The following is a 22957-nucleotide window of genomic DNA, read 5'->3' as shown; positions in this document are numbered from 1 at the left end:
AAGCCTCGTTCCCACAGGATCCCAGAGTGCCCGAGGCTCAGTTCCCGCTTTCCATGCTCCGACTACTTACCTCGGCCGGCACATCATCCCCGGCCATGCGCTTGCGAAACAGCGCCGCCCGGGCCAGCAGCAGGGTGGTCACCGGTACCGTGATTGCCAGCAGGATCGGAATCAGCCAGGCGTGCAGCACCGGCGCGGATTTGAGCGCCGAGAAGTAGATGATCGACGCCAGTGCCACGCTCCAGGCGCCCAGGGTCGACGCCAGGGCTGGCGGGTGCATGCGCTGGAAATAATCCTTCATGCGCAGCAACCCGGTGGCGCCGATCAGCGCAAACAGGCTGCTGAGCACCAGCAGGATCGCCACCGGCACTTCAACCCACAAAGACAATTCAGCGTTCATTCGATCACCTCGCCGCGCAGGAGGAATTTCGCCAGGGCAAACGAGCCGACGAAGCCGAACAGCGCGATCAGCAGCGCTGCTTCGAAGTAGGTGTCACTGGCATAACGGATGCCCAGGGTGAGCATCATCAGCATCGCGACGATGTACAGGTAGTCCAGCGCCAGTACCCGGTCTTGTGCCGAAGGGCCCTTGAACAGGCGAATCAGGGTCAGGACCATGGCCAGCGAGAAGATGAACAGGCTCAGCAGGATCGCATTCGACAGCAGCGGGCTCATTCGAAGATCTCCATCAGGGGGCGTTCGTAGGTCGCCTTGAAGTGCTCGATGAACAGCGCTTCGTCATCCAGGTCGAACACGTGCAGCAATAGAATGCTGCGGTCCAGTGCCAGTTCCGACCAGACCGTGCCGGGAACCACCGTGGTGATCATCGACAGGGCCGCCAGGCCATTGGCGTCGCGCAGCTCCAGCGGCACCTTGATGAAGCGCGAGCGTGGCGGTCGGCGTCCGGCATTGAGCACGCTCCAGGCGACGGCGAGGTTGGACACCACCACGTCACGGCCCACCAGCAGGAACAGGCGCAGGATCACCCCAGGGCGGCGAATGCGGATCGGCAGTGGGCGCAATTTGCGCATCATCAATGGCGCGCAGATGCCGAGGATGGCCCCCAGCAGCACATTACCCGGGCTGATCGACAGGTTCAGCGCCAGCCACAATACCCACAGCGCCAGTGACAACCAGGGGGCGGGAAACAGACGGCTCATGGGCGCACCTCGACGATCGCGGCTTGCGCTTCGGGGCTTGGCACGGCGCGAGTGCCGAGCACTGCCATGACGTACTGCTGGGGATTGTTCAAGGCGTCTGCAGCGGCCTGGGTGTAACGCAGCAGCGGCTCGGCCTTGAAGGTCAGGGCGATACTCAAGCCCAGCAACGCGAAGATCGGCACACATTCAAAACGGCGCAATAGCGGCGACGGTCGCTCCTCCGGCGTCCAGAAGCGCTGGATACCCAGGCGGGAGAAAGCGATGAGCGATGCCATGCCCGAGATGATCAGCAGCGCCAACAGGCCCCACGCGGCGTTCGACACCGGTTCATCGCTGCCGGTGCCCAGGCCCATTGGGTTGAGCAGGGCGTGCAGCAAACCCAGCTTGCCGATAAAGCCCGAGAGCGGCGGCATGCCGATGATCAGCAGTGAGCAGGCGATGAAGCTCAGGCCGAGGAAGGCCATGGTCCAGGGAATTACCTGGCCGACCACGGCTTTCTGTTCGTCATCGAGGTTGATGCCTTTGGCTGGCTGCAGGGATTCCATGGGCCGGGGCAGCAGGTCGCCGTCATCGAACAAGGGTATTTCATTGGCCGAGCGCGAACGTTCGATCAGCTCGGCCAGCAGGAACAGCGCGCTCAACGCCAGGGTCGAGCTGACCAGGTAGAACAGCGCCGCGCCGATCAGCTTGGGCTGGGCGAAGCCGATGGAAGCCAGCAGGATGCCCGCCGACACCAGGATGCTCAGGCTGGCCAGGCGTTCGAGGCGTTGCGCGGCAATGATCGCCATCGCTGCGCAGATAATGGTCGCCATGCCGCCATAGATCAGCCAGTCGCCGCCAAAATACGCCGACGCCCCGGCTTGCCCGGAAAACAGCAGGGTCCACAGGCGCAGCAAGGTGTAGACGCCGACCTTGGTCATGATCGCAAACATCGCCGCCACCGGGGCGCTGGCCGCGGAATAGGCCGGTACCAGCCAGAAATTCAGCGGCCACATGCCGGCCTTGGCCAGGAACGCCACCGCCAGGATCGCCGCGCCGGCATGCAGCAGGCCCCGATCGGCCTCCGGCACCAGGGGGATCTTCAGCGCCAGGTCGGCCATGTTCAGGGTGCCGGTGACGCCGTAGATCAGCGCCGCGCCGATCAGGAACAGCGACGAGGCCAACAGGTTGATCGAAATGTAATGCAGGCCGGCCGAGACCCGTGAGCGTCCCGAGCCGTGCAGCATCAGCCCGTAGGAGGCGGCCAGCAGCACTTCGAAAAACACAAACAGGTTGAACAGGTCGGCGGTCAGGAAGGCGCCATACAGGCCCATCATCTGGATCTGGAACAGCGCGTGGAAGCTCGAGCCCGCACCGTCCCAGCGGGCCATCGCAAACAGCAGGGCGCTGACGCCGATGATCCCGGTCAGTACCAGCATCATCGCCGAGAGGCGGTCGACCACCAGCACAATGCCAAACGGTGCCTGCCAGTTACCCGGCAGGTACACGCCGATGGAGCCGGGAATGCCGGTTTCCTGGGTCCATTGCAGCAACAGCACGGCAATGCCCAGCCCGACCAGACTGGAGAACAGGTTGATCCTGGCCTTCAGCGGGCGGTGTTTTTCCCCGAGCATCAGCATCAAGGCGGCAGTCAGCAGCGGCAGCAGAATCGGTGCGGCGATCAGGTGCGGCATCAGGTTCATTGCTTAGGCTCCCGGCCGTCCACATGGTCGGTACCGGTCAGGCCCCGGGAAGCCAGCAGCACGACCAGGAACAGTGCAGTCATGGCGAAGCTGATGACGATGGCGGTGAGCACCAGCGCCTGCGGCAATGGATCGGTGTAGTGCAGCAGGTCCTGGGGCACGCCGTCCTTGATGATCGGCTCCTTGCCGATAAACAGGCTGCCCATGCTGAAGATGAACAGGTTGACGCCGTAGGACAGCAGGCACAGGCCCATGACCACCTGGAATGTCCGCGGCCGCAGGACCAGCCACACTCCGGACGCAGCCAGGACGCCGATGGCGATTGCGATGACTTCTTCCATCAGACGGCTCCTTTGCTGGCGACGGATTTGGGCAGTGCCGCGGTCTTGTGGCCACGAACCGACTGGTGGGCGATGGCGGTGAGGATCAGCAAGGTCGAACCCACGACCACTGAATACACGCCAATGTCGAAAAACAGGGCGCTGGCGATGTGGATGGCGCCGAACACAGGCAGGTCGAAATGCCAGGTGTGGGTGGTCAGGAACGGATAACCGACCGCCATGGCCCCAAGCCCGGTGATCGTGGCGAACAACAACCCGGTGCCCATCCAGCGCAGCGGCCGCAGGCTCATTTGCGCCTCGACCCACTGGGTCCCGGCCACCATGTACTGCAGGATGAACGCGACCGACATCACCAGCCCTGCAACGAACCCGCCACCGGGCTGGTTGTGACCGCGCATGAACAGGTAGATCGACACCACGAAGGCGATCGGCAGCAGCAGGCGCACCAGTACCGCCGGCACCATCATGAAGCCCAGGGCGGTATCGCTGGCCTGGCGCGGGTTGACCAGGTCGGTCACCACGTCGGGCGCCAGCAGGCGTTGCTGGGCCGGCAATTGCAGGCTCTCCTTGGGGGGGCGGAAGCGTCGCAGCAGGGCGAACACGGTCAGCGCCACGGCGGCGAGCACGGTGATTTCACCCAGGGTGTCAAAGCCGCGGAAATCCACCAGCATCACGTTGACCACGTTACTGCCACCGCCTTCGGGCAAGGCGCGGCTGAGGTAGAACGAGGAAATGTCGTTGGGGGTCTGGCGGGTCAACATGGCGTAGGACAACAGCGCCATGCCGCCACCGACAGCCGTCGACAACAGCAAGTCGCGCAAGCGCCGGATGCGCGCCTTGCGCAAGGTGCTCGGCAACGGCGCCACCTCTTCGATCCGCCGCGGCAACCAGCGCAGACCAAGCAGGATCAATACCGTGGTGACCACTTCGACTACCAGTTGCGTCAAGGCCAGGTCCGGCGCGGAGAACCAGACGAAGGTGATGCAGGTCATCAGGCCACAGACGCTGACCATGGTCAGGGCTGCCAGGCGGTGATACTTGGCCTGCCAGGCGGCGCCCAGGGCACAGGCGATCGCCAGCAGCCACAGGGTCACGAACACGGCCGAGCCCGGGATTTTCGGTCGGTCGCCCCAGGTCAGGCTGCCGTGCAGCATCGGGATCAGCCCGACCAGTACGGCGGCCAGTACCACCAGAAACAGCTGGGTTTGCAGGCGCTTGGTGCTGATCCGCCGCTCCAGGCGCCGAGCCAGGCGCATCATCACCACCAGGCTGCGTTCGAACTGGCGCTTGCCGTTGAAGCGGCCAATCAGCGGCGGGTACTTGAAGCGTCCACGCTTGAGCTGATTGCGCAGCAGCAGGTAAAGGACGATGCCGCCGCTCATGGCTATCAGGCTCATGATCATCGGCGCATTCCAGCCGTGCCAGATGGCCAGGCTGTACTCCGGCAATTGGCCACCGACAACGGGAAGCGCAGCGGCAGCCAGCAGCGGGCCCACCACCTGTGCCGGGAAAATCCCCACTATCAGGCAGGCGAACACCAGCAACTCGACCGGTGCACGCATCCACCGTGGCGGCTCGTGGGGCGTGTGGGGCAGGTCGGTAGCGGTCGGGCCGAAGAACACGTCAGCGGTAAACCGTAGCGAGTAGGCGACGCTGAAGGTGCCGGCGATGGTCGCGACAATTGGCAGGGCCATTTCGACCCAGGCCGTGGCATTGATGAACACGGTTTCGGCGAAGAACATCTCTTTGGACAGGAAACCGTTGAGCAGCGGTACGCCGGCCATGGAGGCGCTGGCGACCATGGCCAGGGTGGCAGTGTAGGGGATCAGCCGGATCAGGCCACTGAGCTTGCGAATGTCCCGGGTGCCACTTTCGTGGTCGATGATCCCGGCGGCCATGAACAGCGAAGCCTTGAAGGTGGCGTGGTTGAGAATATGAAATACCGCCGCGACTGCTGCAAGGGGGCTGTTCAGGCCCAGCAGCAGGGTGATCAGGCCCAGATGGCTGATGGTCGAATAGGCCAGCAGCCCCTTGAGGTCGTTCTGGAACATTGCGCAGTAGGCGCCCAGCAACAGGGTGCAGGCACCGGCGCCGCTGACGATGTAGAACCATTCTTCACTGCCGGACAACGACGGCCAGAGCCGCGCCAACAGGAACACCCCGGCTTTGACCATGGTTGCCGAGTGCAGATAGGCGGAGACCGGCGTCGGCGCCGCCATGGCGTGGGGCAGCCAGAAATGAAAGGGGAATTGCGCGCTTTTGCTTAGGGCGCCGATCAGGATAAGAGGAAGCAGGACAGGGTAGAGGGCATGTGCGCGAATCAGCTCGCCGGCGGCCAGGACCTTGTCGAGGTCATAGCTGCCGACCACATGGCCAAGCAGCATGACCCCCGCCAGCAGGCATAAACCGCCGGCACCCGTGACCATCAGCGCCATGTAGGCGCCGCGTCGGGCGTCGGCGCGGTGATGCCAATAGCCGATCAGCAGGAAGGAAAAAAGGCTGGTCAGCTCCCAGAAGAATACGATCTGGATCAGGTTGCCGGAGATGACGAGCCCGAGCATGGCGCCCATGAACGCCAGGAAAAACGCGAAGAAGCGCGGCACCGGGTCGTCCGGCGACATGTAGTAACGAGCGTATAACGAGACCAGTGTGCCGATGCCCAGCACCAGCATGGAGAACAGCCAGGCAAAACCGTCCATGCGCAGGACGAAGTTCAGGCCCAGGCTGGGCAGCCAGAAGAATTCCTGGCGAATGACCCCGCCATCGACAATTTGCGGGTACAGCAAAGCGACCTGGACGGTGCCGATGAGGGCGACCAGGCCAGCCAACAATGATTCGGCATTACGCGCGTTATGCGGCAGAACGGCGGCCACACAGCTGCCAATAAAGGGCAGAAGCAGTAGAACTATCAGGGACATAGGCTTCTAATCTGCGGAGGTTTATGAAGCATCATACGTGCCAGTCCCCGGATTACCAAACGCGAACCTGTGGCAGAATCCTACATGGCGTGCGCAAAAGTCATGCTGTCTGGGGGTTTGGCATGCGGTGACATGCAGGTCTGGCCTCATCGCGAGCAAGCCTGCTCTCACATTAGATCATCGGTGAATGCAGGGCATGCGTTTGGCACAGATCCACAGTGGGAGCGGGCTTGTTCGCGAAGACTCTCGATCAAACGCCGCACCTATTGCCGGTCAGCGTTGGGTTTCGCTCTCCAGGTCCTCCTGCGCCACCACCGCCTTACCCTTGGTCTTCAACTCACTGACAATCACCGCTGCCACAATCAACCCCGCGCCGACCAACGCAATCGCCGGCAACCGCTCCCCGGCCATCCGCCCGACAATTCCGGCCCAGACCGGCTCGCCGGCATAGATCAGGGTAGCGCGGGTCGGCGAGACGCTTTTCTGCGCCCAGTTCATCGCCACCTGGATCGCCGCGCTCGCCGCACCCAGGCCCAGGGCGCTGCACAGCAGCAGCCAGGAAAAGTCCGGAATGTGCTCCTGGGTTGGCACCACCAGCAGGAACGACAGCACCGAGGTGACCGCCAGTTGCACCACCGTCACCCGGCGCACATCGACCTGACCGGCAAAGCGACTGATCAGGATGATTTCTGCAGCAATCGCCACGGCACTGATCAGGGTGGCGATTTCACCCGGGCTGAAATTCAATGAGGCCCCCGCCGGCCCCGACAGCAGCATCAAGCCGGTAAACGCCAGCATGATGCCAATACTCGGCATCAGCCCTGGACGCCGTCCCAGCACCAGCCATTGCAGCAACGGCACGAAGGGCACGTACAGCGCCGTGATGAACGCCGACTGGCTGCTTGGAATGCTCTGCAACCCGACCGTCTGCAAGCCGTAGCCCAGCATGATCGCCACACCGATAAACGACCCGGCCCGGAGCTCGAAGAGTGTCAGCTCGCGCAGGTGCCGCCAGGAAAACAACGCGACGATGAGCGCCGCTGCGGCGAAGCGCAGGCCGACGAAAAACATCGGGCCGCTGACGGTCATCGCATGCTGCACCAGCAGGAAAGTCCCGCCCCAGACCATGGTGATTACCACCAGTACGCATTCGGCTTTGCTGAACCGCGAGAAGCGGGGAGAAGTATTGGGGGAGGAGTTCACCGACGTCATGTCCTTGCGCGCTACCGGAGGGGGACGCACAATGCGCCGTATGTTGCGCAGTATACTGCCCAACCCTACCGAGTGAGCAATATAGTGCACAAAGATTCCACGCAACGGGCTTCGGTCCTGCAACACGTCAGCCTTAATGTCCGGCGACTGCGCCACGCCGCCGATATGAGCCAGACCGCCCTCGCGGAAAAATCCGGGGTCAGCCGGCGGATGCTGGTGGCAATCGAAGCCGGTGAAAAGAATGTCAGCCTGACCACCCTCGACCGCGTTGCCGAAGCACTCGACGTGGCCTTCAGCGACCTGATCCAGGCCCCCGATGCCCGCGATCCCAGTCGCATCAACGAACTGGCCTGGGCCGGCACCATTCCCGGCAGCAAGGCGGTGTTGCTGTCCAAAGCCAGCGCCACCCGGGAGGTGGAGCTCTGGGAATGGCGCCTGGAGCCAGGCGAACACTATCCCTCCGAACCCGATGCTGATGGCTGGAGCGAACAGCTTTACGTCTTCGAAGGTTGCCTGACGCTGATGCTCGGTGACGTTCCCCACACTATTGCGGCCGGGGAGTTCTACATGTTCGCCAGTAACCAGCCGCACTCCTATCGCAATGAAGGCGAAGTTGCCGCGCGTTTCGTGCGTAACGTGGTGATCTGAACGGCCAGCAGCGCCGATCGCCAAGGCTGCTATCGCTACTTTGGTACTGCTCTATGACGCTGGCCCGGGTTTGGCGCTTATGATCGTCCAGGAAAACACTGACCTGTGAGAACGCCATGAGTGAAATCCCCCGCGAGCAGGCGAATGACGCCATCCGGCAAGCGGACATCCTGATCATCGGCGGCGGCCTGAGTGGCGCGATGCTGGCCGTGCAGCTGCTGCGCCTGCGGGGCCGGCGCTCGGTGCTGGTGATTGAGCCCCGTGCCGAGCTGGGTCGCGGCGAGGCCTACAGTGCGGTGGAACTCGGTCACACGCTCAACGGTAACGCGGCGCGGATGAGCGTCGACCCGGACAATGCCGATGACCTGACGCAGTGGCTGACGGCACATATAGCGGCGGGCGGCTGGCCCGAGTCCGATCAGCAGTCTGTGCCGGTCAGTGAGCTGTTCCCCCCGCGCGGGCTATTTGGCGAGTATGTGCAACAGCGCCTGGCCGAAGCCCAGGTGGCTGGCGCCGCGAACGGTTCGAGCGTGGAACACGTGCGCGCTGAGGTCGTCGACCTCGAGAACCTGGCCGATGGCGTGCGGTTGACTTTGAGCGACGGGCAATGCCTGCAGGGGGCTTATGCGGTGCTGGCCACTGGAATGTTTCCCGCCGCACGCACGCCACAGGCCCACTCCAGTGGCCTGAATGCAGCGGCACTGGACCCTTGGGACGTGGCTGCGATGCGCCAGCTTGATCCGCAGTCGACGGTTTTGATCATCGGTTCCGGCCTGACCATGGTCGATGCTGTGGTCTCGCTGGAGCAGGCTGGGCACCGCGGGCCGATCGAAGTGTTTTCCCGCCACGGCCTGCTGCCCCACGTGCGCCGCCAGCCGCCGGCCTGGGCCGACTTCCTCGGCGATGACCCGAGCATTCGTACGCCACGGCAGCTGGTACGCGAGCTGCGCCGCCATTGCCGCAATGCCATTGCCCGGGGGATCGACTGGCAAGCGCCCCTGGACACTGTGCGTGTGCACATTCCACGGCTGTGGAGCCAGGCGACGGACTTGCAGCGTCGGCAGTTCGTGCGGCACGTACGGCCGTGGTGGGAGAGCCATCACCACCGCTCGCCACCCTTGAGTGCCGAGCTGGTCGCGCGGTTGCACGGGGAAGGGCGGCTGCGGATTCAGGCGGCGTCCTTCAAGGGGCTTGAACCTTCGTCGGGGGATGAGTTGGGAATTCGCATCCGTCGGCGTGGCGAGCCTTGTGAGTGCGTGGTACATGGCGTGGCGTTGATCAATTCCAGTGGCATCGAATATGACTGGAGACGGGTTGCCCGACCTCTGCCCCGGCAGTTGCTGGCGCGGGGCCTGGTTCAGCCCGGACCGCTGGCATTGGGAATCGCCGCCACTGCGGACGGCGCGGTGATCGGTGCCGATGGGCAAGTCGCCAGTCGGCTGTTCGCCATGGGGCCGCCGTTGCGTGGAATGTGGTGGGAGAGTACGGCGGTGACGGACGTTGCATTGCAGGCCAAAGCGCTTGCCCGCAGATTGACCCAACCCCTGTAGGGCATGGCCTGTCGGACGCGCCTGCAGGACATAAAGTGTGGGAGCAAAGCTTGCTCACGATATCGTCAGTCAGCACACGGCAACGCTGAATGAGGATCCGTGATCGCGAGCAAGCTCGCTCCTACAAGGGCAATGGGCGGATCAATAACGCTGATATTTCGAACCAAACTCCGGCCGGTTCTCCGCAACATACAGTTTGCTTGCCTGATCGTCCTTGTGATCGACGCCCACCGTATTGACGTTCAAGGTAGCCGGTTGGCTGACCTGTGCAGCGCTAACCACTTGTGCGGTTGCGTGGGGGGCAGCGATGGCCGAAGTGGCACCCAGGACCGACAGGGCAAATCCAAGACCAATGATGATTTTCATGAGCAGCTCCAGAGCGTGGGAAGAAGATGTGGCCACTGTAGAGCTGCAGCCCGTCGATGAAAAAACACCCATGGGCATAGTCTTTATCAAGGATGTTGATCGGCCTGTGCTGATTCAGTCCTGTGCGCCGAGCATCTGCACCGGGTAGGAAAATACATACCCTTCACTGCGCACGGTCTTGATGTAGGTCGGCTCGCGCGAGTCATCCATCAAGCGTTGGCGCAACCGGCTGACCAGCAGGTCGATGGAGCGGTCGAACAGGTCGGCGTCGCGACCCTGGGTCAGGTTCAGCAATTGATCGCGGCTGAGCACGCGCTGGGGATGGTCGAGGAACACCCGCAACAGCCGATATTCGGCACCACTCAGGGCGACCATGGTGTCATCTTCGTCCAGCAGATGACGGGCGGTGGTGTCCAGGCGCCAGCGACCGAAGCCCAGCAAGCGGCCGCTTTCGCTGACCAGCAGGTTAGGCGGCAGCATCCGCGTGCGCCGTAGCACGGCGTTGATGCGGGCAAGCAGTTCGCGGGCGGAGAAGGGTTTGGTCAGGTAGTCATCGGCGCCCATTTCCAGCCCGAGAATTCGGTCGGTTTCATCGTTGCGCGCCGTGAGCATCAGGATCGGCGTCGCCTTGTGCTTGCCCGAGCGCAGTTCGCGACACAGCTGCAGGCCGTCGTCGCCGGGCAGCATGATGTCCAGCACGATCAGGTCCACCTGGTTGGCCTCCAGAAAGCTGCGCATCTGCCGTCCATCGGCCACGACTGTGGTGCGCAAGCCGTTCTTCTTCAGGTAATTACCGACCAGCTCGCGGATCTCCCGATCGTCGTCGACAATCAGGATGTGGTTGACGTGTTCCATCGCTCGATTCTCTTGTTATTGAACTCTGGGTTTTGTATCGGACTGTATCCGTCGCACGGTGGGACACGTTATGTCGCGATAGCACAGGTTTTACGACACAACGTGGATACCTCGGGCCGGCCAAATAGGCTTCATCGAGAGCAGACTGCTCATCCGCCACCTGCAGGAGTCACCCGACGTGAACAACGCCTTGTCGACCATTACAACCGCTAAGCACCGGCGCCTGGTGGGGCCTTCGATCCTTGCTGCGGTGTTGCTGCAGTTGGGCCTCCTGGTTACGGCCAACGTGCAGGCCAGCACCACCGCAACCGCAACCGCGGCGGCTACGGTCAGCACCAAAGTCGATCCATCTGCCGTGTTCGGCCCGTTGAAGCACGTCCAGGCCGGTCTGCTGAATGTAGCTTACGCCGAGGTGGGTCCGGCCGAGGGCCCCGTGGTCATTCTGCTGCACGGCTGGCCTTATGATATTCACAGTTACTCCGAGGTGGCACCTTTGTTGGCCGCGCAGGGTTATCGCGTGCTCATGCCTTATGCGCGGGGGTATGGCGATACACACTTTCTCTCCGACAAGACGCTGCGCAACGGCCAGCCTGCCGCACTGGCCAGTGATGTCATCGACTTCATGGACGCGCTGCAGATCAAGCGGGCCGTATTGGGTGGCTATGATTGGGGCGCACGTTCGGCAGACATCGTTGCGGCGCTCTGGCCGGAGCGAGTCGAAGCGTTGGTGGCGGTCAGCGGTTATCTGATCGGCAACCAGGCGGCAGGCAAGAACCCATTACCGCCCAAGGCCGAGTTGCAGTGGTGGTACCAGTTCTATTTCGCGACCGATCGCGGCCAGGTCGGTTATGAGAAAAATCGTCATGACTTCGCCAGGTTGATCTGGGAACTCGCCTCACCGAAGTGGGCCTTCGACGATGCCACGTTCGAGCGCAGCGCTGCAGCCCTGGACAACCCCGACCATGTAGCGATCACCGTCTTCAACTACCGCTGGCGCCTGGGGTTGGTACAAGGGGAAAGCCGTTACGAGGCCCTGGAACAGCAGCTGGCCAAGGCGCCCACCATCAGCGTGCCGACCATCGCCTTGGAAGGCGACGCCAATGGCGCGCCGCATCCAGCTCCCGAGGACTATGCGAAACGCTTCACCGGCAAGTATGAGTTCCGCTTGATCAAGGGCGGTATCGGCCACAACCTACCCCAGGAAGACCCGAAGGCCTTTGCCAAAGCAGTGATTGATGCCGATAAATTATGACCGGCTGAACGAGCGCTAACCTGTGGCAGCGGCCAGCATCGCTGCATCAGGTACACCGCCATAGCGAGCAGGCTTGCTCCCACAGTGATATGCGCCGGACACAAATGCTGCGTCCACCACCAATACCCTGTGTGAGCGGCGGTGCGACGATTCGACTTGCCCGCGATAGCAATCTCCCTGCCACATCAATGTCGAATGTGCAGATGCCATCGCCAGCAGGCTGGCTCCCACAGTGGTATCGGCCGTAAACAAATGCTGGTGCTAGGCCACCACTCGATAACACGGCACATACGCCGCGCCACCCGGCAGTTTCATCCGGTGCTGGGCGACGAAGGCCTTGAGCAGTTGATCCAGCGGCTGCATGACCGCGGCATCGCCACGGATCTGATACGGACCGTGTTCCTCGATCAGGCGGATGCCCTTGTCCTTGACGTTGCCGGCGACGATGCCGGAAAACGCCCGGCGCAGGTTGGCGGCCAGTTCGTGGGCGGGCAGGTCGCGGCTCAGGTTCAGGTTGGCCATGTTTTCGTGGGTCGGATCGAACGGGCGTTGCAGGCTTTCGTCGATCTTCAACAGCCAGTTGAAGTGGAACGCATCGTTACGCTCGCGGCGGAATTGCTTGACCGCCTTGAGGCCCTGGGTCATCTGCCTGGCGACTTCGGCCGGGTCGTCGATGATGATCTCATAGTGCTGTTTCGCCGCATCGCCCAGTGTTGCGCCGACGAACGCGTCCAGCTGCTCCAGGTAAGGCGCTGCATGCTTGGGCCCGGTGAGGATCACCGGGAAGGGCAGGCCTTCGTTGTCCGGGTGCATCAGGATGCCGAGCAGGTACAGGAACTCTTCGGCCGTGCCGGCGCCGCCCGGGAAAATGATGATGCCGTGGCCCACTCGCACGAAGGCTTCCAGGCGTTTTTCGATGTCCGGCAGGATCACCAGTTCGTTGACGATCGGGTTCGGCGCCTCGGCGGCGATGATTCCCGGTTCGGTCAGGCCCAGGTAGCGGCCACCATGGATGCGTTGCTTGGCGTGGGCGATGGTCGCACCCTTCATTGGGCCTTTCATCACGCCGGGGCCGCAGCCGGTGCAGATGTCCAGGCTGCGCAGCCCCAGTTCATGGCCGACTTCCTTGGTGTACTTGTATTCCTCGGTGTTGATCGAATGGCCACCCCAGCACACCACGATCTTCGGTTCGATGCCGGGACGCAGGGTGCGGGCGTTGCGCAGCAGGTGGAAGACGTAGTCGCTGATGCCCTGGGAATTGCTCAGGTCGATGCGTTGGCTGTCCAGCTCGTTTTCGGTATAGACGATATCGCGCAAGGCGCTGAACAGCATTTCCCGGGTGCTGGCGATCATTTCGCCGTCGACGAACGCGTTGGCAGGGGCGTTCAGTAATTCGAGGCGCACGCCACGGTCCTGCTGGTGAATGCGGATTTCGAAATCCTTGTACGCTTCGAGAATGGTCTTGGCGTTATCAACGTGCGCGCCGGTATTGAGGATGGCCAGGGCGCATTGGCGGAAAAGGGTGTAAGTGCTGCCGGAACCGGCTTCGCTCAGTTGCTGGACTTCACGTTGGGAAAGGGTTTCCAGGCTGCCTTTAGGGCTGACAGAGGCGTTGATTACATGTCGTTGGGTCATTCAATGATCCTTAAAACGATGTCATTCACACGAAGGGCCGGTAAATGGCATCCGAATAGTGTGTATCCATGAAAGAAGATGGCACGAACTGCGCGGTATCGCCACGTTGCCCTTTGACGATGAAAAGATGAAAAGGAGCTCCAGCATAGCTAAATCTGTCGATGAGGCGATAATGCCCCGCAGTCTTTTGCCCCTCAATCTATGACCTGATGCAAGGAACCCTGTCGTAATGTTTGAAATCCAGCCAATGAACGCCCAGACCTATCGACAACAGACGCGGCGCAGCACGGTGATTATCGCCTTGGTGTTCCTGGTGCTGGCGATGCTGTTGTCGAGCGTGGCGGTGGCCGTATTCGGCGAGCCGGGCGGCGACAACATGCGCTTTAACGTCGGCGGGGTGTTCGTGGCGGTGTTGCTGATGATCGCGTTGATGCGCGGGCTGTTCTGGAGCCAGCCGTGGATGGCGGCCGCCGTGTATGGCTGGCAGCTAAAGCGCAGCCTGATGAGCATTACCAATGTCATGCATCAGGTGACGGCGGCGGTGGATCGCGATGATCCCCACGCGATGAAGTTGCTACGCTTCTATCATCTGGGGCTGACCCAGATGCATGAGCTGGACGGCAACTCCAGCGACCACGGGCAATTGAACCGCGAGATTGACCAGCACAAGGCGCGAATGGAAGCGCTGGGTATCGAAACCGGGCAGACACGACTGGATCCCGCCTGGATCGACGCCCTCAAGCAGACGCCGACACCATAAGAGGTCAGGGAATGACATGGGACAGCTGTCCATTAACGATCGACTCGATAACACCCAACCGGCCATGTTGTTGAACGGCAGCCAGGCGGTGTCCAGGCTGAAAATCCGCTCACTGGTGTTTTTCCTGATCGCCGTGTGCGTGTCGATGGCCACCGTCGCCGGCTGGGAAGTCTGGAACTCGCGCCAGTACCACCTGCGCGACAAGGAAGTGGCGATGTCCAACCTTGCGCAGGCCCTGGCCTGGCAGGCACAGGCGTCAATCAAGCAGGCTGACACGCTGCTGCTGACGCTGGTCGAGCGCCTGGAAAACGAAGGCATCGAATCGGCGCGCCTGCCCAGGATGCAACGCCTGCTTGGGGTGCAGCGCCGGGAGCTGAGCCAGTTGCACGGCCTGTTTGTCTACGACCAGAGCGGGCAGTGGATCGCCAACTCCAACGGCGCCGGCCTGCCCAACGCCAATAACTCGGACCGGGAATACTTCATCTTCCACCGCGATCATCCTGATCGTGGACCGCACATCGGCCCGTCGATCAAGAGCCGCTCCAGTGGCGAATGGATCATGACGGTGTCGCGCCGGGTCAATCATCCGGACGGCAGTTTTGCCGGCGTGGCGCTGGCGACCATCCACCTGAGCCATTTCCTCGCGCTCTATGACAGCATCGACATGGGCCAGAACGGCGTGATCAACCTGATCGCCGATGACGCCACGATTGTCGTGCGCCGTCCGTTCAAGGAATCGGAAGTCGGCAGCAGTGTGGCCAATGGCCCGCTGTTTACCCAGTTGCTGCCGTTGGGGAACGCCGGGACGGCCAGGGTCCGGTCGGTGGTCGATGGCGTGGAACGGGTGGTGGGCTTTCGCCGGGTCGAAGGTTACCCGCTGATTGTATTCGCCGCACTGAATCAGGACGAAGTGTTAGCCAGCTGGCGCGAGGCATCGCTGCTCAGTGCCGGCATCGTGGCCCTGTTCCTGGGGCTTCTGGGTGCCCTCGGTTACCGGCTGATCCGGCTGATGCAGCAGCAGAATCGCATTCAGAGTGTGCGGCTCGACGCCCAGGAAAAACTGCTCGAGGTCAATCGCGGCCTGGAGCTGCTCGCGCTGGAAGATGCCCTGACCGGCCTGTCCAACCGACGCCAGTTCGATCTGTTCATCCTGACCGAGATGCGCCGCGCCCGGCGCACCCAGACTCACCTCGCGCTGCTGTTGATTGATGTCGATCATTTCAAGCGTTTCAACGATCTGTACGGCCACGTGGCGGGCGACGCATCCTTGCGCAAGATCAGCTCGATCATCAACTCGCACATCAAGCGCCCAGGTGATCTGGCGGCCCGATACGGTGGCGAAGAGTTCACGGTGGTGCTGCCGGGCACCGACTATGTGGGCGCCTTCCTGGTGGCGGAAAAAATTCGTCGGGCGGTGCAGCTGGCGGCGATCGAACACAGCGAGGGCGTCGAAGGGGTGGTCACCGTCAGCGTCGGGGTCTGCGCCTGGGACCCGGCCGCGCATGAGCAGCCCGACGACCTGGTGCGTGCCGCTGACAGGGCGCTGTACGTGGCCAAGGCCAGTGGGCGCAACATGAGCGTGATCGACAAGTAGATTCAGTGGCGCCCATCTCGCCGCAAACGCCTGACCAGCCGCAGGTAGACCCACAGGTTCAGCGCCAGCACCACGGCGCCCAGGCCCACCTGGATGCCCGGGGTCAGGCCGGCGGGATAGATTGCCGGCCAGATGTAATGCTCGACAAAACCACCGCCGTAGCCGCTCTGGCCGGCGGCATCGCGCATGCGGTTCTCCCAGTCGGTCAGCGGGCACATCAGGTGAAAGACTTCCACCGAGATACCCCACGCGACCGCAGGCAGGTGCAGCACCGCCAGGTGGCGCCATTTGAGCACCAGCAGCCCGCCGAACAGCACGAACACAATGAACAGCAGATGAAACAGCACCAGCCCGTCGGCGGCGATTCGGTACAGCATGTGTGCTTCCCTGGGTGTGCCGGATGGACCGCACCATGTTACCCGGTCGATGGCCGGCAAATAACTCGAAATTGTGCATGCCTTCGCGGGTAAGTACTGGCAAAGTTGCAGGTCTTTTTTCCGGTCGCAGAACGTCATGTCCAACGCTCATATGCCCCGCAGCGCATTCCTGCGCGGCGCCGTGGCGATCCTTCCCTTGTCCCTGGCGACTGCGCCCTGGGGCCTGCTGGCCGGTTCCATGGCCATCGAAGCCAACCTCACGCCCCTGCAAGGCCAGGGCCTGTCGAGCATCGTGTTTGCCGGCGCGGCACAGCTGGTGGCCATCGGCATGCTCAAGGGCGGTGCCGGGATTTTCTCGATACTGCTGACCACGCTGCTGCTGACCTCCCAGCATCTGCTCTACGGCATGAGCCTGCGCTCGGTGATCTCACCGCTGCCGGGACGCTGGCGCGTGGGTCTGGGCTTTTTGCTGACCGACGAACTGTTCGCCCTGACCAGCCAGCATGACAAGCAGCAGTTCAATCGCTGGTACGCCCTTGGCGTCGGGTTGACGTTCTACGTGGCCTGGAATCTTTTCACCCTGGCCGGCATCGTGCTCGGCAGCAGCATCCCGGGGCTGGAGCACCTGGGCCTGGACTTCTCGATTGCCGCAACCTTCATTGCCCTGATCACCCCGGTGGTGCGTAACGTGCCCACGGTGGTGTGCGTCGCGGTGGCGCTGTTCTGTTCGGTACTGTTCAGCTACTGGCAGTGGGGCTCGGCGCTGGTGCTGGCGGGGCTGGCAGGTATGACGGCGGGATTTATGTGCAACAAACTTTATCTGAGGCAAACAGCATGATGGTCTGGGCGGTGATATTCGGGATGGGTGCGCTGGTGTTCCTCAACCGCTACGTGTTTCTGGAGCCGCGCCTGCCGGTGCGCCTGAGCAGCAACGCCCGGCAATTCCTCGGCTTTGCCGTACCGGGCATGCTCACCGCCATCTGCGGGCCAATTGTGTTCATGCCGGACAAACAACTGAACCTGCAATGGGACAACCCGTACTTGCTCAGTTCATTGGTGGCGGTGGGGCTTGTGCTGTACACCCGCAGCACCTTGCTCAGCATGCTGTTGAGCATGGCGGTGTTCTTCGTGCTGCGTTGGTGGCTGTGAATCTGTTCTACGCTTAAACCGATTAACGATCCCTTCAGGAAGAGAGGCGAACATGGCGAATGAACCCAAGCAGCCGGACCCGGATGAGCCTACGCAAGAGGAAATAGAAGAGCAGAAAAAGCGTTCGACCCAAGACTGGAAACATGACGACAGTCGAGAACTCTCGGACCGTGATCAGGAGCGTCCGCTGAAACCTTGAAGCGTATCTTTCGCTCGCGGCGGCGCCTGCAAGCTTGTGTGCAGGCGCTGCCGCGATTCAGAGGGACGCTCAGACATCTTCCTGCTCGCAGAAATCGGGGTGCGTTGCCCGATAGCCCAACTTCCTGTCGATCCAGGCATTCAGTTCATTGACCATCACCGGCGGCTTGCCCGGGTAGCGCTGCAAGGTTGCGCGCAGCGTGGTATCGATATTGGGCACTGAGGCCAGGTCTCGGGTCTTGATGTATTGCCCGATGAAACAATCGAGTTGATAACGTTCCGTAGTCGAGAGGTGGACACACTCGACACTGCTGACTTGCTGGATGTAGGAATCGTCGCGCAACTGGGTTCTCTGCAAGGCTGGAGTTTCTGGGTTTTCCGTCCGTGGAAATGCGGCGCGCATGCTAGCGGCACTGCCCCTGAATGTATGTATGACAATTAAATTGTCAGACAGGCGGTTGGCGCGGCAAATGGCCATATTTCATTGGACTGTTACATGGGTGAAACACTATGTGTAACGTTGCGAGGGCCTGCAGATTTAACGGTTCCTGTCAGGCTAGCGGTTCGATCAATTCGGGGCCCTGGTTGCGCACATTGCCGACTGCCTTGCTGACCCGGAACCACTCGAACACTTCGCTGGCTTCACCTTCAAATAATGCCATCTGTTCGGCGCGTTCCCTGGGTGTGGAGGGGTCGAGCCATTCCTCGGCCAGTTCCGGCGATAACACGATGGGGCGGCGGTCGTGGATGTCGAGCATGCCGCCGGCGCTGTCGGCGGTCAGGATGACAAAGCCGTCCTCGGGGGTGGGTTCGGCGGCCGCTGCGGGAAACTGCCCAATGGCGGCGCAGTAGACCGGCGCCCGGTCCTTGCGGCGGATCAACCAGGGTTGTTTGCTACCGTCGCCGCTGTCGACCCATTCGAACCAGTTGTCTACCGGTACGATGGCCCGGTGCGGCCAGATGGGTCGGAAGTAGGGGCCGTGGGCGACCTTTTCCACTCGGGCGTTGATGGGTGGTGCGCGGTCTTTGGCCCAGTGCGGTCGCCAACCCCAGCGCACCAGGTCGGCGTGCAGGCCGTCGTTTTCCAGGTGGAGCAGGGCAAGACGGGTGGTCGGGGCGGCGTTGTAGCGGGCCAGGGGTTCATCGCCGATATGGTTGATCAGTGCGTCGGGGATGCTCAGTGCTGCGACAAAATCGTGGATGCCGCGGTATTGGGTCAGGCGTCCGCACATGGGTTGGTCCTCCGGTGGTCGGGTACATATCCGCTGCTGCAGTAATAGCTGGTTCCGCCCTTACGGCGCGCTACACCGTTCTTCTGTAGGAGCTGTCGAGAGAAACGAGGCTGCGATCTTTTGATCTTGCTTTGTGTACATATCCATTGATGCGGTAACGGCTGCTTAGGGTTCCGCCCTTACGGCGGGTCACTTTGAACAGCGCAAAGTAACCAAACGCTTTCTGCCCCACCACTCGGCACCTCGCTCAGGCTCGGTGTGCCCTCACTCCGGCATTACTCCGCGGGTCGCCGCGATGGGCCATCCCTGGCCCAGCGCGGCTAAACCGGCATCCTTGCCGGTTTCCCCGCTGCGCAATCCCTCCGTTCGGCCAGCGTGGTTAACGGGGCGCCTGCAATCTACAGCTCGCCGTGGCGGCCTTCGGGCCGACCAAGGCGTCAAGCCGGCGCGCTGCGCTTATATGTCTGCATATGACCTCCTGTGGGAGCAAAGCTTGCTCGCGATGGCGGCTTATCATTCACCATCAATGTAGACTGATCCACCGCATCGCCTGGCCAAGGCAAACCATGAAACAGCTGTACAAACTCCTCGCTCCACTGGTTCTAGCCACCGGGCTGGTCGGCTGCATTGCTGCGCCTATAGCAATGACCCCGCAAACCGAACAACGTTTAACGGCGCAACCTCCCATCCGCTTTTTACTGACCTTCGACGACGGCCCCAGTGCTTCAAGTTTCTGGAACCCGACGCTGACTGTTCTCGACAGCCTCGCGCAAAATCCGCTGCAACCGCACATCAAGGCGGTGTTTTTCGTGCAGACCCGGGCTTCCAGGGCCGGGGGCAGTGAGATTGGGCGCGAGGTCATGCGTCGGGAACAGGCTGAAGGTCATGTCATCGGCTTTCACACCGCCACCCCCGGACACAGCAACCATCGATCCCTGGACGATCAGGCGCTGGAGCAATCGCTCGCCAATGGCAGCGCCGATATCGCCGCGATCACCGGCGCGGCGCCTGTCCTGCTGCGGCCGCCGTTCTGGAGTTACGACAAGCGCACCTTCGCCGCCTATCAGCGGCACGGCCTGCACATGCTGCTGACGGACCTCAGTGCCAACGACGGCAAGATCTGGGGGTTTAACGCCAGCCCGCGGCGGCGATCGCATATGCTGCGTTCGATGTCCGAAGTTCGCGAGCGTATCGCGCAAGGTCAATTGCCGGTGGTGGACGGGGTGATTCCCGTGGTGGTGACCTTTCATGATCTCAACCGCTACACCGCAAGGCATGCGCGCGAGTATCTGCAGATTCTCCTCGACAGCGCCCGGGAGACAGGGGTGCCGGTTGCGCAAAAACCTTTTTATGATGACACCGCTGCTCTGCAACGGGCCGCTCTGGCGCGCACCGTGCGCGACAGTTCGCAGCCGGAGCAACTGCCGGGCCTGTGGAACTGGATCTGGTCTGGGGATTCACGCTGAAAAACGCTCAAAGTGAGAGCTGGATAACATTTGGCGTGCGCGCAATGGGCGAAGTGCATCTATCGTCAATGGGATCTTTTCCATTAACTGCCGCCAGAGTCGTCAGCCATGGTCCCCATTGCAGTCCTTTCCAGTATTGTGGAATCCGGTTTCGAGCCTCTGTCCTGTGAATGCACGGAGAGCCTGGGATTGCTGGAAATCACCGTATTCGATCCTGATACCCACGAGGTTGTGCTGCTGGTCCGCAATGTCTCCACAGCGGACCTGGCCACCATCCGCGACATCAACAACCTCATTGCCGAACTGCGCACGGAAATGAACGCCGGGCGCCGCGCGTTCGCCGGTTGAGCGCGCTTCCTGCCCCAGGCTGCAGCTCAGGTGTCCTGAGTGGATTCCAGCGCGCGCGGCAACAACTCATCGATCATCTGCAGGCAGTGCTTCAACCCCGGCGACACATCGCCCGCCCGCCGGCTGAGGATGATCGGTGAAGTCGCGTTGTCCTCCAGCAGTGCCGTAAACCCAATGTCGTCACGGTGCAACAACTGCACAGACGCCGGCACCAGGGTGACGCCGATGCCAGCCCCGACCAGGCCGATCGCGGTCTGCAACTCATTGGTCCATTGCGCCACCTGGATGCTCACACCATAAGACTCGAACAGGGCGATCACATGGTCGGCATAACTTGGCCGCGGATTGCCCGGGTACAGTACGAACGGTTCCCTGGCCAGCTCCCGCAGGCTGATCGGCGCGCCCAGCAGTGGGTGGCCGGCGGGGAGGGCGGCGACCAGCCGGTCTTCGGTGAGCACGGTCTGGATAATGGCCGGGTCGTCGATGCGGATTCGTCCAAAGCCGATATCGATCCTGCCAGCCTTGAGGGCATGGACCTGCTGGAGCGTGGTCAATTCCGACAGCCCAAGTTCCAGCTCCAGTGGCTCGCCGCTGCGCAAGCGCCGGATCAATTCCGGCAGCACCCCATAAAGCGTCGATGGCGCAAAACCGATGCCCAGCCAGGTCTTTTCCCCCTGGCCTATGCGCCGGGTGTTGTCGCACACCTTGCCCAGCTGTTCCAGAAGCGCACTGGAATGTTCATGGAAGAACCGGCCGGCATCGGTCAACTTCAACGGCCGGCCGCGCTCCAGCAACATCACGCCCAGCTCATCCTCCAGCTGTTGAATCTGCCGGCTGAGGGGCGGTTGCGCGATGTGCAGCAGCTCGGCGGCGCGGGTGAAGTTGAGGGTTTTCGCCAGCACCTGAAAATAGCGCAGGTGACGCAGTTCCATGGAACCTCCAAAAGCTGATCGGCTGCATACCTTTAAGGTATCAAGTCAGACCAATTCTATATTGGCTTCCAGAAAAAAGCCGTACCAGAATCGGGTCCAGAACTCCAAGAACCTGACGGGTATCGAAATGCTTGCAACAGCCATTGAATCGATCGAGACGATCATCGTCGATCTGCCGACCATTCGCCCGCACAAGCTGGCCATGCACACCATGCAGAACCAGACGCTGGTGATCATTCGCGTGCGTTGCGCCGACGGCATCGAAGGCATCGGCGAAGCCACCACCATCGGTGGCCTGGCGTATGGCAACGAGAGCCCGGACAGCATCAAGACCAACATCGACCGCCACTTCGCACCGCTGCTGCTGGGCCAGGACAGCGCCAATGTGAATGCTGCAATGTTGCGCCTGGAGCGCAGCATCCGTGGCAACACTTTCGCCAAGTCAGGTATCGAAACCGCCTTGCTCGACGCCCAGGGCAAGCGCCTGGGCCTGGCGGTCAGCGAATTGCTCGGTGGCCGGGTGCGCAATGCGCTGCCGGTGGCCTGGACCCTGGCCAGTGGCGATACCGCCAAGGACATCGCCGAAGCGGAGCAGATGCTCGACCTGCGCCGCCATCGCATCTTCAAGTTGAAAATCGGCGCCGGTGAAGTCAATCGCGACCTGGCGCATGTGATCGCCATCAAGAAAGCCCTGGGTGATCGCGCCAGCGTCAGGGTGGACGTCAACCAGGCCTGGGACGAAGCGGTGGCCATCCGTGCCTGCCGAATCCTCGGCACCAACGGCATCGACCTGATCGAACAGCCGATCTCGCGCAACAACCGCGCCGGCATGGCGCGCCTGAACGCCATGAGCCCGGCGCCGATCATGGCCGATGAATCCATCGAATGTGTGGAAGACGCCTTCAACCTGGCCCGTGAGGGCGCCGCGTCGATCTTCGCCCTGAAGATCGCCAAGAACGGCGGCCCGCGCGCAGTGCTCAAGACCGCGGCAATCGCTGAAGCGGCAGGTATTGCGCTGTACGGCGGCACCATGCTCGAAGGCGGCATCGGCACCATGGCCTCGGCCCAGGCGTTCATCACCCTGAACAAACTGGCCTGGGACACCGAATTGTTCGGCCCGTTGCTGCTGACTGAAGACATCCTCAGCGAACCGCTGGAGTATCGCGATTTCGAGTTGCATGTACCGACCACCCCGGGCCTGGGCCTGAAACTGGACGAAGAGCGCCTGGCGTTTTTCCGCCGCGACAAGTCTTCCACTGTTCTTCATCAAGTCTGAGGAGTG

25 protein-coding genes are annotated in these 22957 nt (G+C 62.0%); 11 read left to right on the top strand and 14 right to left on the bottom strand.

Annotation, left to right across the window (positions count from 1 at the left end; translation table 11 throughout):
- Positions 1-37: 37 nt before the first annotated feature.
- The 7 genes from AAEZ09_RS17045 to AAEZ09_RS17015 form a co-directional block, all read right to left on the bottom strand.
- Positions 38-400: a Na+/H+ antiporter subunit G gene (locus tag AAEZ09_RS17045; protein WP_045060408.1), complete on the bottom strand. Its 363-nt coding sequence runs from the start codon at positions 398-400 to the stop codon at positions 38-40.
- A complete protein-coding gene (locus AAEZ09_RS17040; protein WP_045060409.1) occupies positions 397-675 on the bottom strand; it encodes a K+/H+ antiporter subunit F in 279 nt (92 codons plus the stop codon). The genes AAEZ09_RS17045 and AAEZ09_RS17040 overlap by 4 nt, the downstream gene beginning before the upstream one ends.
- Positions 672-1160 carry a Na+/H+ antiporter subunit E gene (locus AAEZ09_RS17035; RefSeq protein ID WP_350600135.1) on the bottom strand — a complete coding sequence of 163 codons (489 nt, stop codon included), beginning with the start codon at positions 1158-1160 and terminating at the stop codon, positions 672-674. Before AAEZ09_RS17035 ends, AAEZ09_RS17040 begins: the two co-directional genes overlap by 4 nt.
- Positions 1157-2842, bottom strand: coding sequence for a monovalent cation/H+ antiporter subunit D (locus AAEZ09_RS17030; protein ID WP_350600134.1), 1686 nt, complete (start codon positions 2840-2842; stop codon positions 1157-1159). The genes AAEZ09_RS17035 and AAEZ09_RS17030 overlap by 4 nt, the downstream gene beginning before the upstream one ends.
- Positions 2839-3183, bottom strand: a complete 345-nt coding sequence (locus AAEZ09_RS17025) for a Na+/H+ antiporter subunit C (protein ID WP_350600133.1) — start codon at positions 3181-3183, stop codon at positions 2839-2841. The genes AAEZ09_RS17030 and AAEZ09_RS17025 overlap by 4 nt, the downstream gene beginning before the upstream one ends.
- Entirely contained in the window at positions 3183-6101 is a 2919-nt protein-coding gene (locus AAEZ09_RS17020) for a monovalent cation/H+ antiporter subunit A (RefSeq protein ID WP_350600131.1), read from the bottom strand. Before AAEZ09_RS17020 ends, AAEZ09_RS17025 begins: the two co-directional genes overlap by 1 nt.
- Before the next feature lie 273 nt (positions 6102-6374).
- The gene (locus AAEZ09_RS17015) at positions 6375-7403 is read right to left on the bottom strand and encodes a DMT family transporter (protein ID WP_350600130.1); all 1029 of its coding nucleotides are present in this window, start codon (positions 7401-7403) and stop codon (positions 6375-6377) included.
- Between AAEZ09_RS17015 and AAEZ09_RS17010 the strand changes: the two genes are divergently transcribed.
- Positions 7398-7961 carry a helix-turn-helix domain-containing protein gene (locus AAEZ09_RS17010; RefSeq protein ID WP_045060414.1) on the top strand — a complete coding sequence of 188 codons (564 nt, stop codon included), beginning with the start codon at positions 7398-7400 and terminating at the stop codon, positions 7959-7961. The genes AAEZ09_RS17015 and AAEZ09_RS17010 overlap by 6 nt on opposite strands.
- A gap of 116 nt (positions 7962-8077) precedes the next feature.
- Positions 8078-9511, top strand: a complete 1434-nt coding sequence (locus AAEZ09_RS17005; protein ID WP_350600128.1) for an FAD/NAD(P)-binding protein — start codon at positions 8078-8080, stop codon at positions 9509-9511.
- A 141-nt stretch (positions 9512-9652) separates the two neighbouring features.
- Here AAEZ09_RS17005 and AAEZ09_RS17000 read toward each other — a convergent pair whose 3' ends face one another.
- Together AAEZ09_RS17000 and AAEZ09_RS16995 are read right to left on the bottom strand one after the other, a co-directional pair.
- Positions 9653-9877, bottom strand: coding sequence for a hypothetical protein (locus tag AAEZ09_RS17000; RefSeq protein WP_045060416.1), 225 nt, complete (start codon positions 9875-9877; stop codon positions 9653-9655).
- A gap of 114 nt (positions 9878-9991) precedes the next feature.
- A complete protein-coding gene (locus tag AAEZ09_RS16995) occupies positions 9992-10732 on the bottom strand; it encodes a response regulator (RefSeq protein ID WP_205893343.1) in 741 nt (246 codons plus the stop codon).
- 178 nt (positions 10733-10910) lie between these two features.
- On the opposite strand from AAEZ09_RS16995, the gene AAEZ09_RS16990 reads away from it, so the two are divergent.
- Complete coding sequence (locus tag AAEZ09_RS16990; protein WP_350600126.1) at positions 10911-11984, top strand: alpha/beta fold hydrolase; 1074 nt, start codon at positions 10911-10913, stop codon at positions 11982-11984.
- Positions 11985-12245: 261 nt separating this feature from the next.
- On the opposite strand, the gene ppnN is transcribed toward AAEZ09_RS16990, so the two are convergent.
- The gene (ppnN, locus tag AAEZ09_RS16985) at positions 12246-13619 is read right to left on the bottom strand and encodes a nucleotide 5'-monophosphate nucleosidase PpnN (protein ID WP_045060419.1); all 1374 of its coding nucleotides are present in this window, start codon (positions 13617-13619) and stop codon (positions 12246-12248) included.
- Positions 13620-13848: 229 nt separating this feature from the next.
- Here ppnN and AAEZ09_RS16980 point away from each other — a divergent pair, with 229 nt between their 5' ends.
- Together AAEZ09_RS16980 and AAEZ09_RS16975 are read left to right on the top strand one after the other, a co-directional pair.
- Complete coding sequence (locus AAEZ09_RS16980) at positions 13849-14379, top strand: DUF3087 domain-containing protein (RefSeq protein WP_350600125.1); 531 nt, start codon at positions 13849-13851, stop codon at positions 14377-14379.
- 16 nt (positions 14380-14395) lie between these two features.
- Positions 14396-15973, top strand: a complete 1578-nt coding sequence (locus AAEZ09_RS16975) for a GGDEF domain-containing protein (RefSeq protein WP_045060421.1) — start codon at positions 14396-14398, stop codon at positions 15971-15973.
- A gap of 2 nt (positions 15974-15975) precedes the next feature.
- Here AAEZ09_RS16975 and AAEZ09_RS16970 read toward each other — a convergent pair whose 3' ends face one another.
- Positions 15976-16350, bottom strand: a complete 375-nt coding sequence (locus AAEZ09_RS16970) for a DUF2784 domain-containing protein (protein ID WP_045060422.1) — start codon at positions 16348-16350, stop codon at positions 15976-15978.
- Between the two features lie 136 nt (positions 16351-16486).
- Between AAEZ09_RS16970 and AAEZ09_RS16965 the strand changes: the two genes are divergently transcribed.
- Genes AAEZ09_RS16965 through AAEZ09_RS16955 form a run of 3 tightly spaced genes read left to right on the top strand, consistent with a single transcriptional unit; the run spans position 16487 to position 17698 of the window.
- Entirely contained in the window at positions 16487-17188 is a 702-nt protein-coding gene (locus AAEZ09_RS16965) for an AzlC family ABC transporter permease (protein ID WP_045060423.1), read from the top strand.
- Positions 17188-17499 carry an AzlD domain-containing protein gene (locus AAEZ09_RS16960; RefSeq protein WP_205893361.1) on the top strand — a complete coding sequence of 104 codons (312 nt, stop codon included), beginning with the start codon at positions 17188-17190 and terminating at the stop codon, positions 17497-17499. The genes AAEZ09_RS16965 and AAEZ09_RS16960 overlap by 1 nt, the downstream gene beginning before the upstream one ends.
- A 52-nt stretch (positions 17500-17551) precedes the next feature.
- Positions 17552-17698 (top strand): hypothetical protein, encoded by a 147-nt coding sequence (locus tag AAEZ09_RS16955; RefSeq protein ID WP_177328566.1) that lies wholly within the window; start codon positions 17552-17554, stop codon positions 17696-17698.
- A 69-nt stretch (positions 17699-17767) separates the two neighbouring features.
- Here AAEZ09_RS16955 and AAEZ09_RS16950 read toward each other — a convergent pair whose 3' ends face one another.
- On the bottom strand, positions 17768-18040 hold the full coding sequence (locus tag AAEZ09_RS16950) for a hypothetical protein (RefSeq protein ID WP_205893360.1): 273 nt from the start codon (positions 18038-18040) through the stop codon (positions 17768-17770).
- A gap of 208 nt (positions 18041-18248) precedes the next feature.
- Positions 18249-18929 carry an SOS response-associated peptidase gene (locus tag AAEZ09_RS16945; RefSeq protein ID WP_350600123.1) on the bottom strand — a complete coding sequence of 227 codons (681 nt, stop codon included), beginning with the start codon at positions 18927-18929 and terminating at the stop codon, positions 18249-18251.
- Positions 18930-19495: 566 nt separating this feature from the next.
- Between AAEZ09_RS16945 and AAEZ09_RS16940 the strand changes: the two genes are divergently transcribed.
- Together AAEZ09_RS16940 and AAEZ09_RS16935 are read left to right on the top strand one after the other, a co-directional pair.
- Positions 19496-20395 (top strand): polysaccharide deacetylase family protein, encoded by a 900-nt coding sequence (locus AAEZ09_RS16940; RefSeq protein WP_350600121.1) that lies wholly within the window; start codon positions 19496-19498, stop codon positions 20393-20395.
- Between the two features lie 108 nt (positions 20396-20503).
- Positions 20504-20743, top strand: coding sequence for a DUF1652 domain-containing protein (locus AAEZ09_RS16935; protein WP_045062862.1), 240 nt, complete (start codon positions 20504-20506; stop codon positions 20741-20743).
- Between the two features lie 26 nt (positions 20744-20769).
- On the opposite strand, the gene AAEZ09_RS16930 is transcribed toward AAEZ09_RS16935, so the two are convergent.
- Positions 20770-21675, bottom strand: coding sequence for a LysR family transcriptional regulator (locus AAEZ09_RS16930; protein ID WP_045062861.1), 906 nt, complete (start codon positions 21673-21675; stop codon positions 20770-20772).
- Positions 21676-21802: 127 nt separating this feature from the next.
- Between AAEZ09_RS16930 and AAEZ09_RS16925 the strand changes: the two genes are divergently transcribed.
- Positions 21803-22951, top strand: coding sequence for a muconate cycloisomerase family protein (locus AAEZ09_RS16925; protein WP_177328605.1), 1149 nt, complete (start codon positions 21803-21805; stop codon positions 22949-22951).
- Positions 22952-22957 lie beyond the last annotated feature (6 nt).

The organism is Pseudomonas sp. 65/3-MNA-CIBAN-0223 (genome assembly GCF_040310425.1).
Lineage (GTDB): Bacteria > Pseudomonadota > Gammaproteobacteria > Pseudomonadales > Pseudomonadaceae > Aquipseudomonas > Aquipseudomonas gregormendelii.
The sequence above is the reverse complement of the archived record's forward strand: the minus strand, read 5'-3'. Positions and strand labels throughout refer to the sequence as shown.

Excerpts from the sequence above, each read along its gene's own strand:
- AAEZ09_RS17045 (WP_045060408.1), bottom strand. The coding sequence starts at position 400 with ATGAACGCTGAATTGTCTTTGTGGGTTGAAGTGCCGGTGGCGATCCTG.
- AAEZ09_RS17040 (WP_045060409.1), bottom strand. The coding sequence starts at position 675 with ATGAGCCCGCTGCTGTCGAATGCGATCCTGCTGAGCCTGTTCATCTTC.
- AAEZ09_RS17035 (WP_350600135.1), bottom strand. The coding sequence starts at position 1,160 with ATGAGCCGTCTGTTTCCCGCCCCCTGGTTGTCACTGGCGCTGTGGGTA.
- AAEZ09_RS17030 (WP_350600134.1), bottom strand. The coding sequence starts at position 2,842 with ATGAACCTGATGCCGCACCTGATCGCCGCACCGATTCTGCTGCCGCTG.
- AAEZ09_RS17025 (WP_350600133.1), bottom strand. The coding sequence starts at position 3,183 with ATGGAAGAAGTCATCGCAATCGCCATCGGCGTCCTGGCTGCGTCCGGA.
- AAEZ09_RS17020 (WP_350600131.1), bottom strand. The coding sequence starts at position 6,101 with ATGTCCCTGATAGTTCTACTGCTTCTGCCCTTTATTGGCAGCTGTGTG.
- AAEZ09_RS17005 (WP_350600128.1), top strand. The coding sequence starts at position 8,078 with ATGAGTGAAATCCCCCGCGAGCAGGCGAATGACGCCATCCGGCAAGCG.
- AAEZ09_RS17000 (WP_045060416.1), bottom strand. The coding sequence starts at position 9,877 with ATGAAAATCATCATTGGTCTTGGATTTGCCCTGTCGGTCCTGGGTGCC.
- AAEZ09_RS16995 (WP_205893343.1), bottom strand. The coding sequence starts at position 10,732 with ATGGAACACGTCAACCACATCCTGATTGTCGACGACGATCGGGAGATC.
- ppnN (WP_045060419.1), bottom strand. The coding sequence starts at position 13,619 with ATGACCCAACGACATGTAATCAACGCCTCTGTCAGCCCTAAAGGCAGC.
- AAEZ09_RS16980 (WP_350600125.1), top strand. The coding sequence starts at position 13,849 with ATGTTTGAAATCCAGCCAATGAACGCCCAGACCTATCGACAACAGACG.
- AAEZ09_RS16975 (WP_045060421.1), top strand. The coding sequence starts at position 14,396 with ATGGGACAGCTGTCCATTAACGATCGACTCGATAACACCCAACCGGCC.
- AAEZ09_RS16970 (WP_045060422.1), bottom strand. The coding sequence starts at position 16,350 with ATGCTGTACCGAATCGCCGCCGACGGGCTGGTGCTGTTTCATCTGCTG.
- AAEZ09_RS16965 (WP_045060423.1), top strand. The coding sequence starts at position 16,487 with ATGTCCAACGCTCATATGCCCCGCAGCGCATTCCTGCGCGGCGCCGTG.
- AAEZ09_RS16960 (WP_205893361.1), top strand. The coding sequence starts at position 17,188 with ATGGTCTGGGCGGTGATATTCGGGATGGGTGCGCTGGTGTTCCTCAAC.
- AAEZ09_RS16955 (WP_177328566.1), top strand. The coding sequence starts at position 17,552 with ATGGCGAATGAACCCAAGCAGCCGGACCCGGATGAGCCTACGCAAGAG.
- AAEZ09_RS16945 (WP_350600123.1), bottom strand. The coding sequence starts at position 18,929 with ATGTGCGGACGCCTGACCCAATACCGCGGCATCCACGATTTTGTCGCA.
- AAEZ09_RS16940 (WP_350600121.1), top strand. The coding sequence starts at position 19,496 with ATGAAACAGCTGTACAAACTCCTCGCTCCACTGGTTCTAGCCACCGGG.
- AAEZ09_RS16935 (WP_045062862.1), top strand. The coding sequence starts at position 20,504 with ATGGTCCCCATTGCAGTCCTTTCCAGTATTGTGGAATCCGGTTTCGAG.
- AAEZ09_RS16930 (WP_045062861.1), bottom strand. The coding sequence starts at position 21,675 with ATGGAACTGCGTCACCTGCGCTATTTTCAGGTGCTGGCGAAAACCCTC.
- AAEZ09_RS16925 (WP_177328605.1), top strand. The coding sequence starts at position 21,803 with ATGCTTGCAACAGCCATTGAATCGATCGAGACGATCATCGTCGATCTG.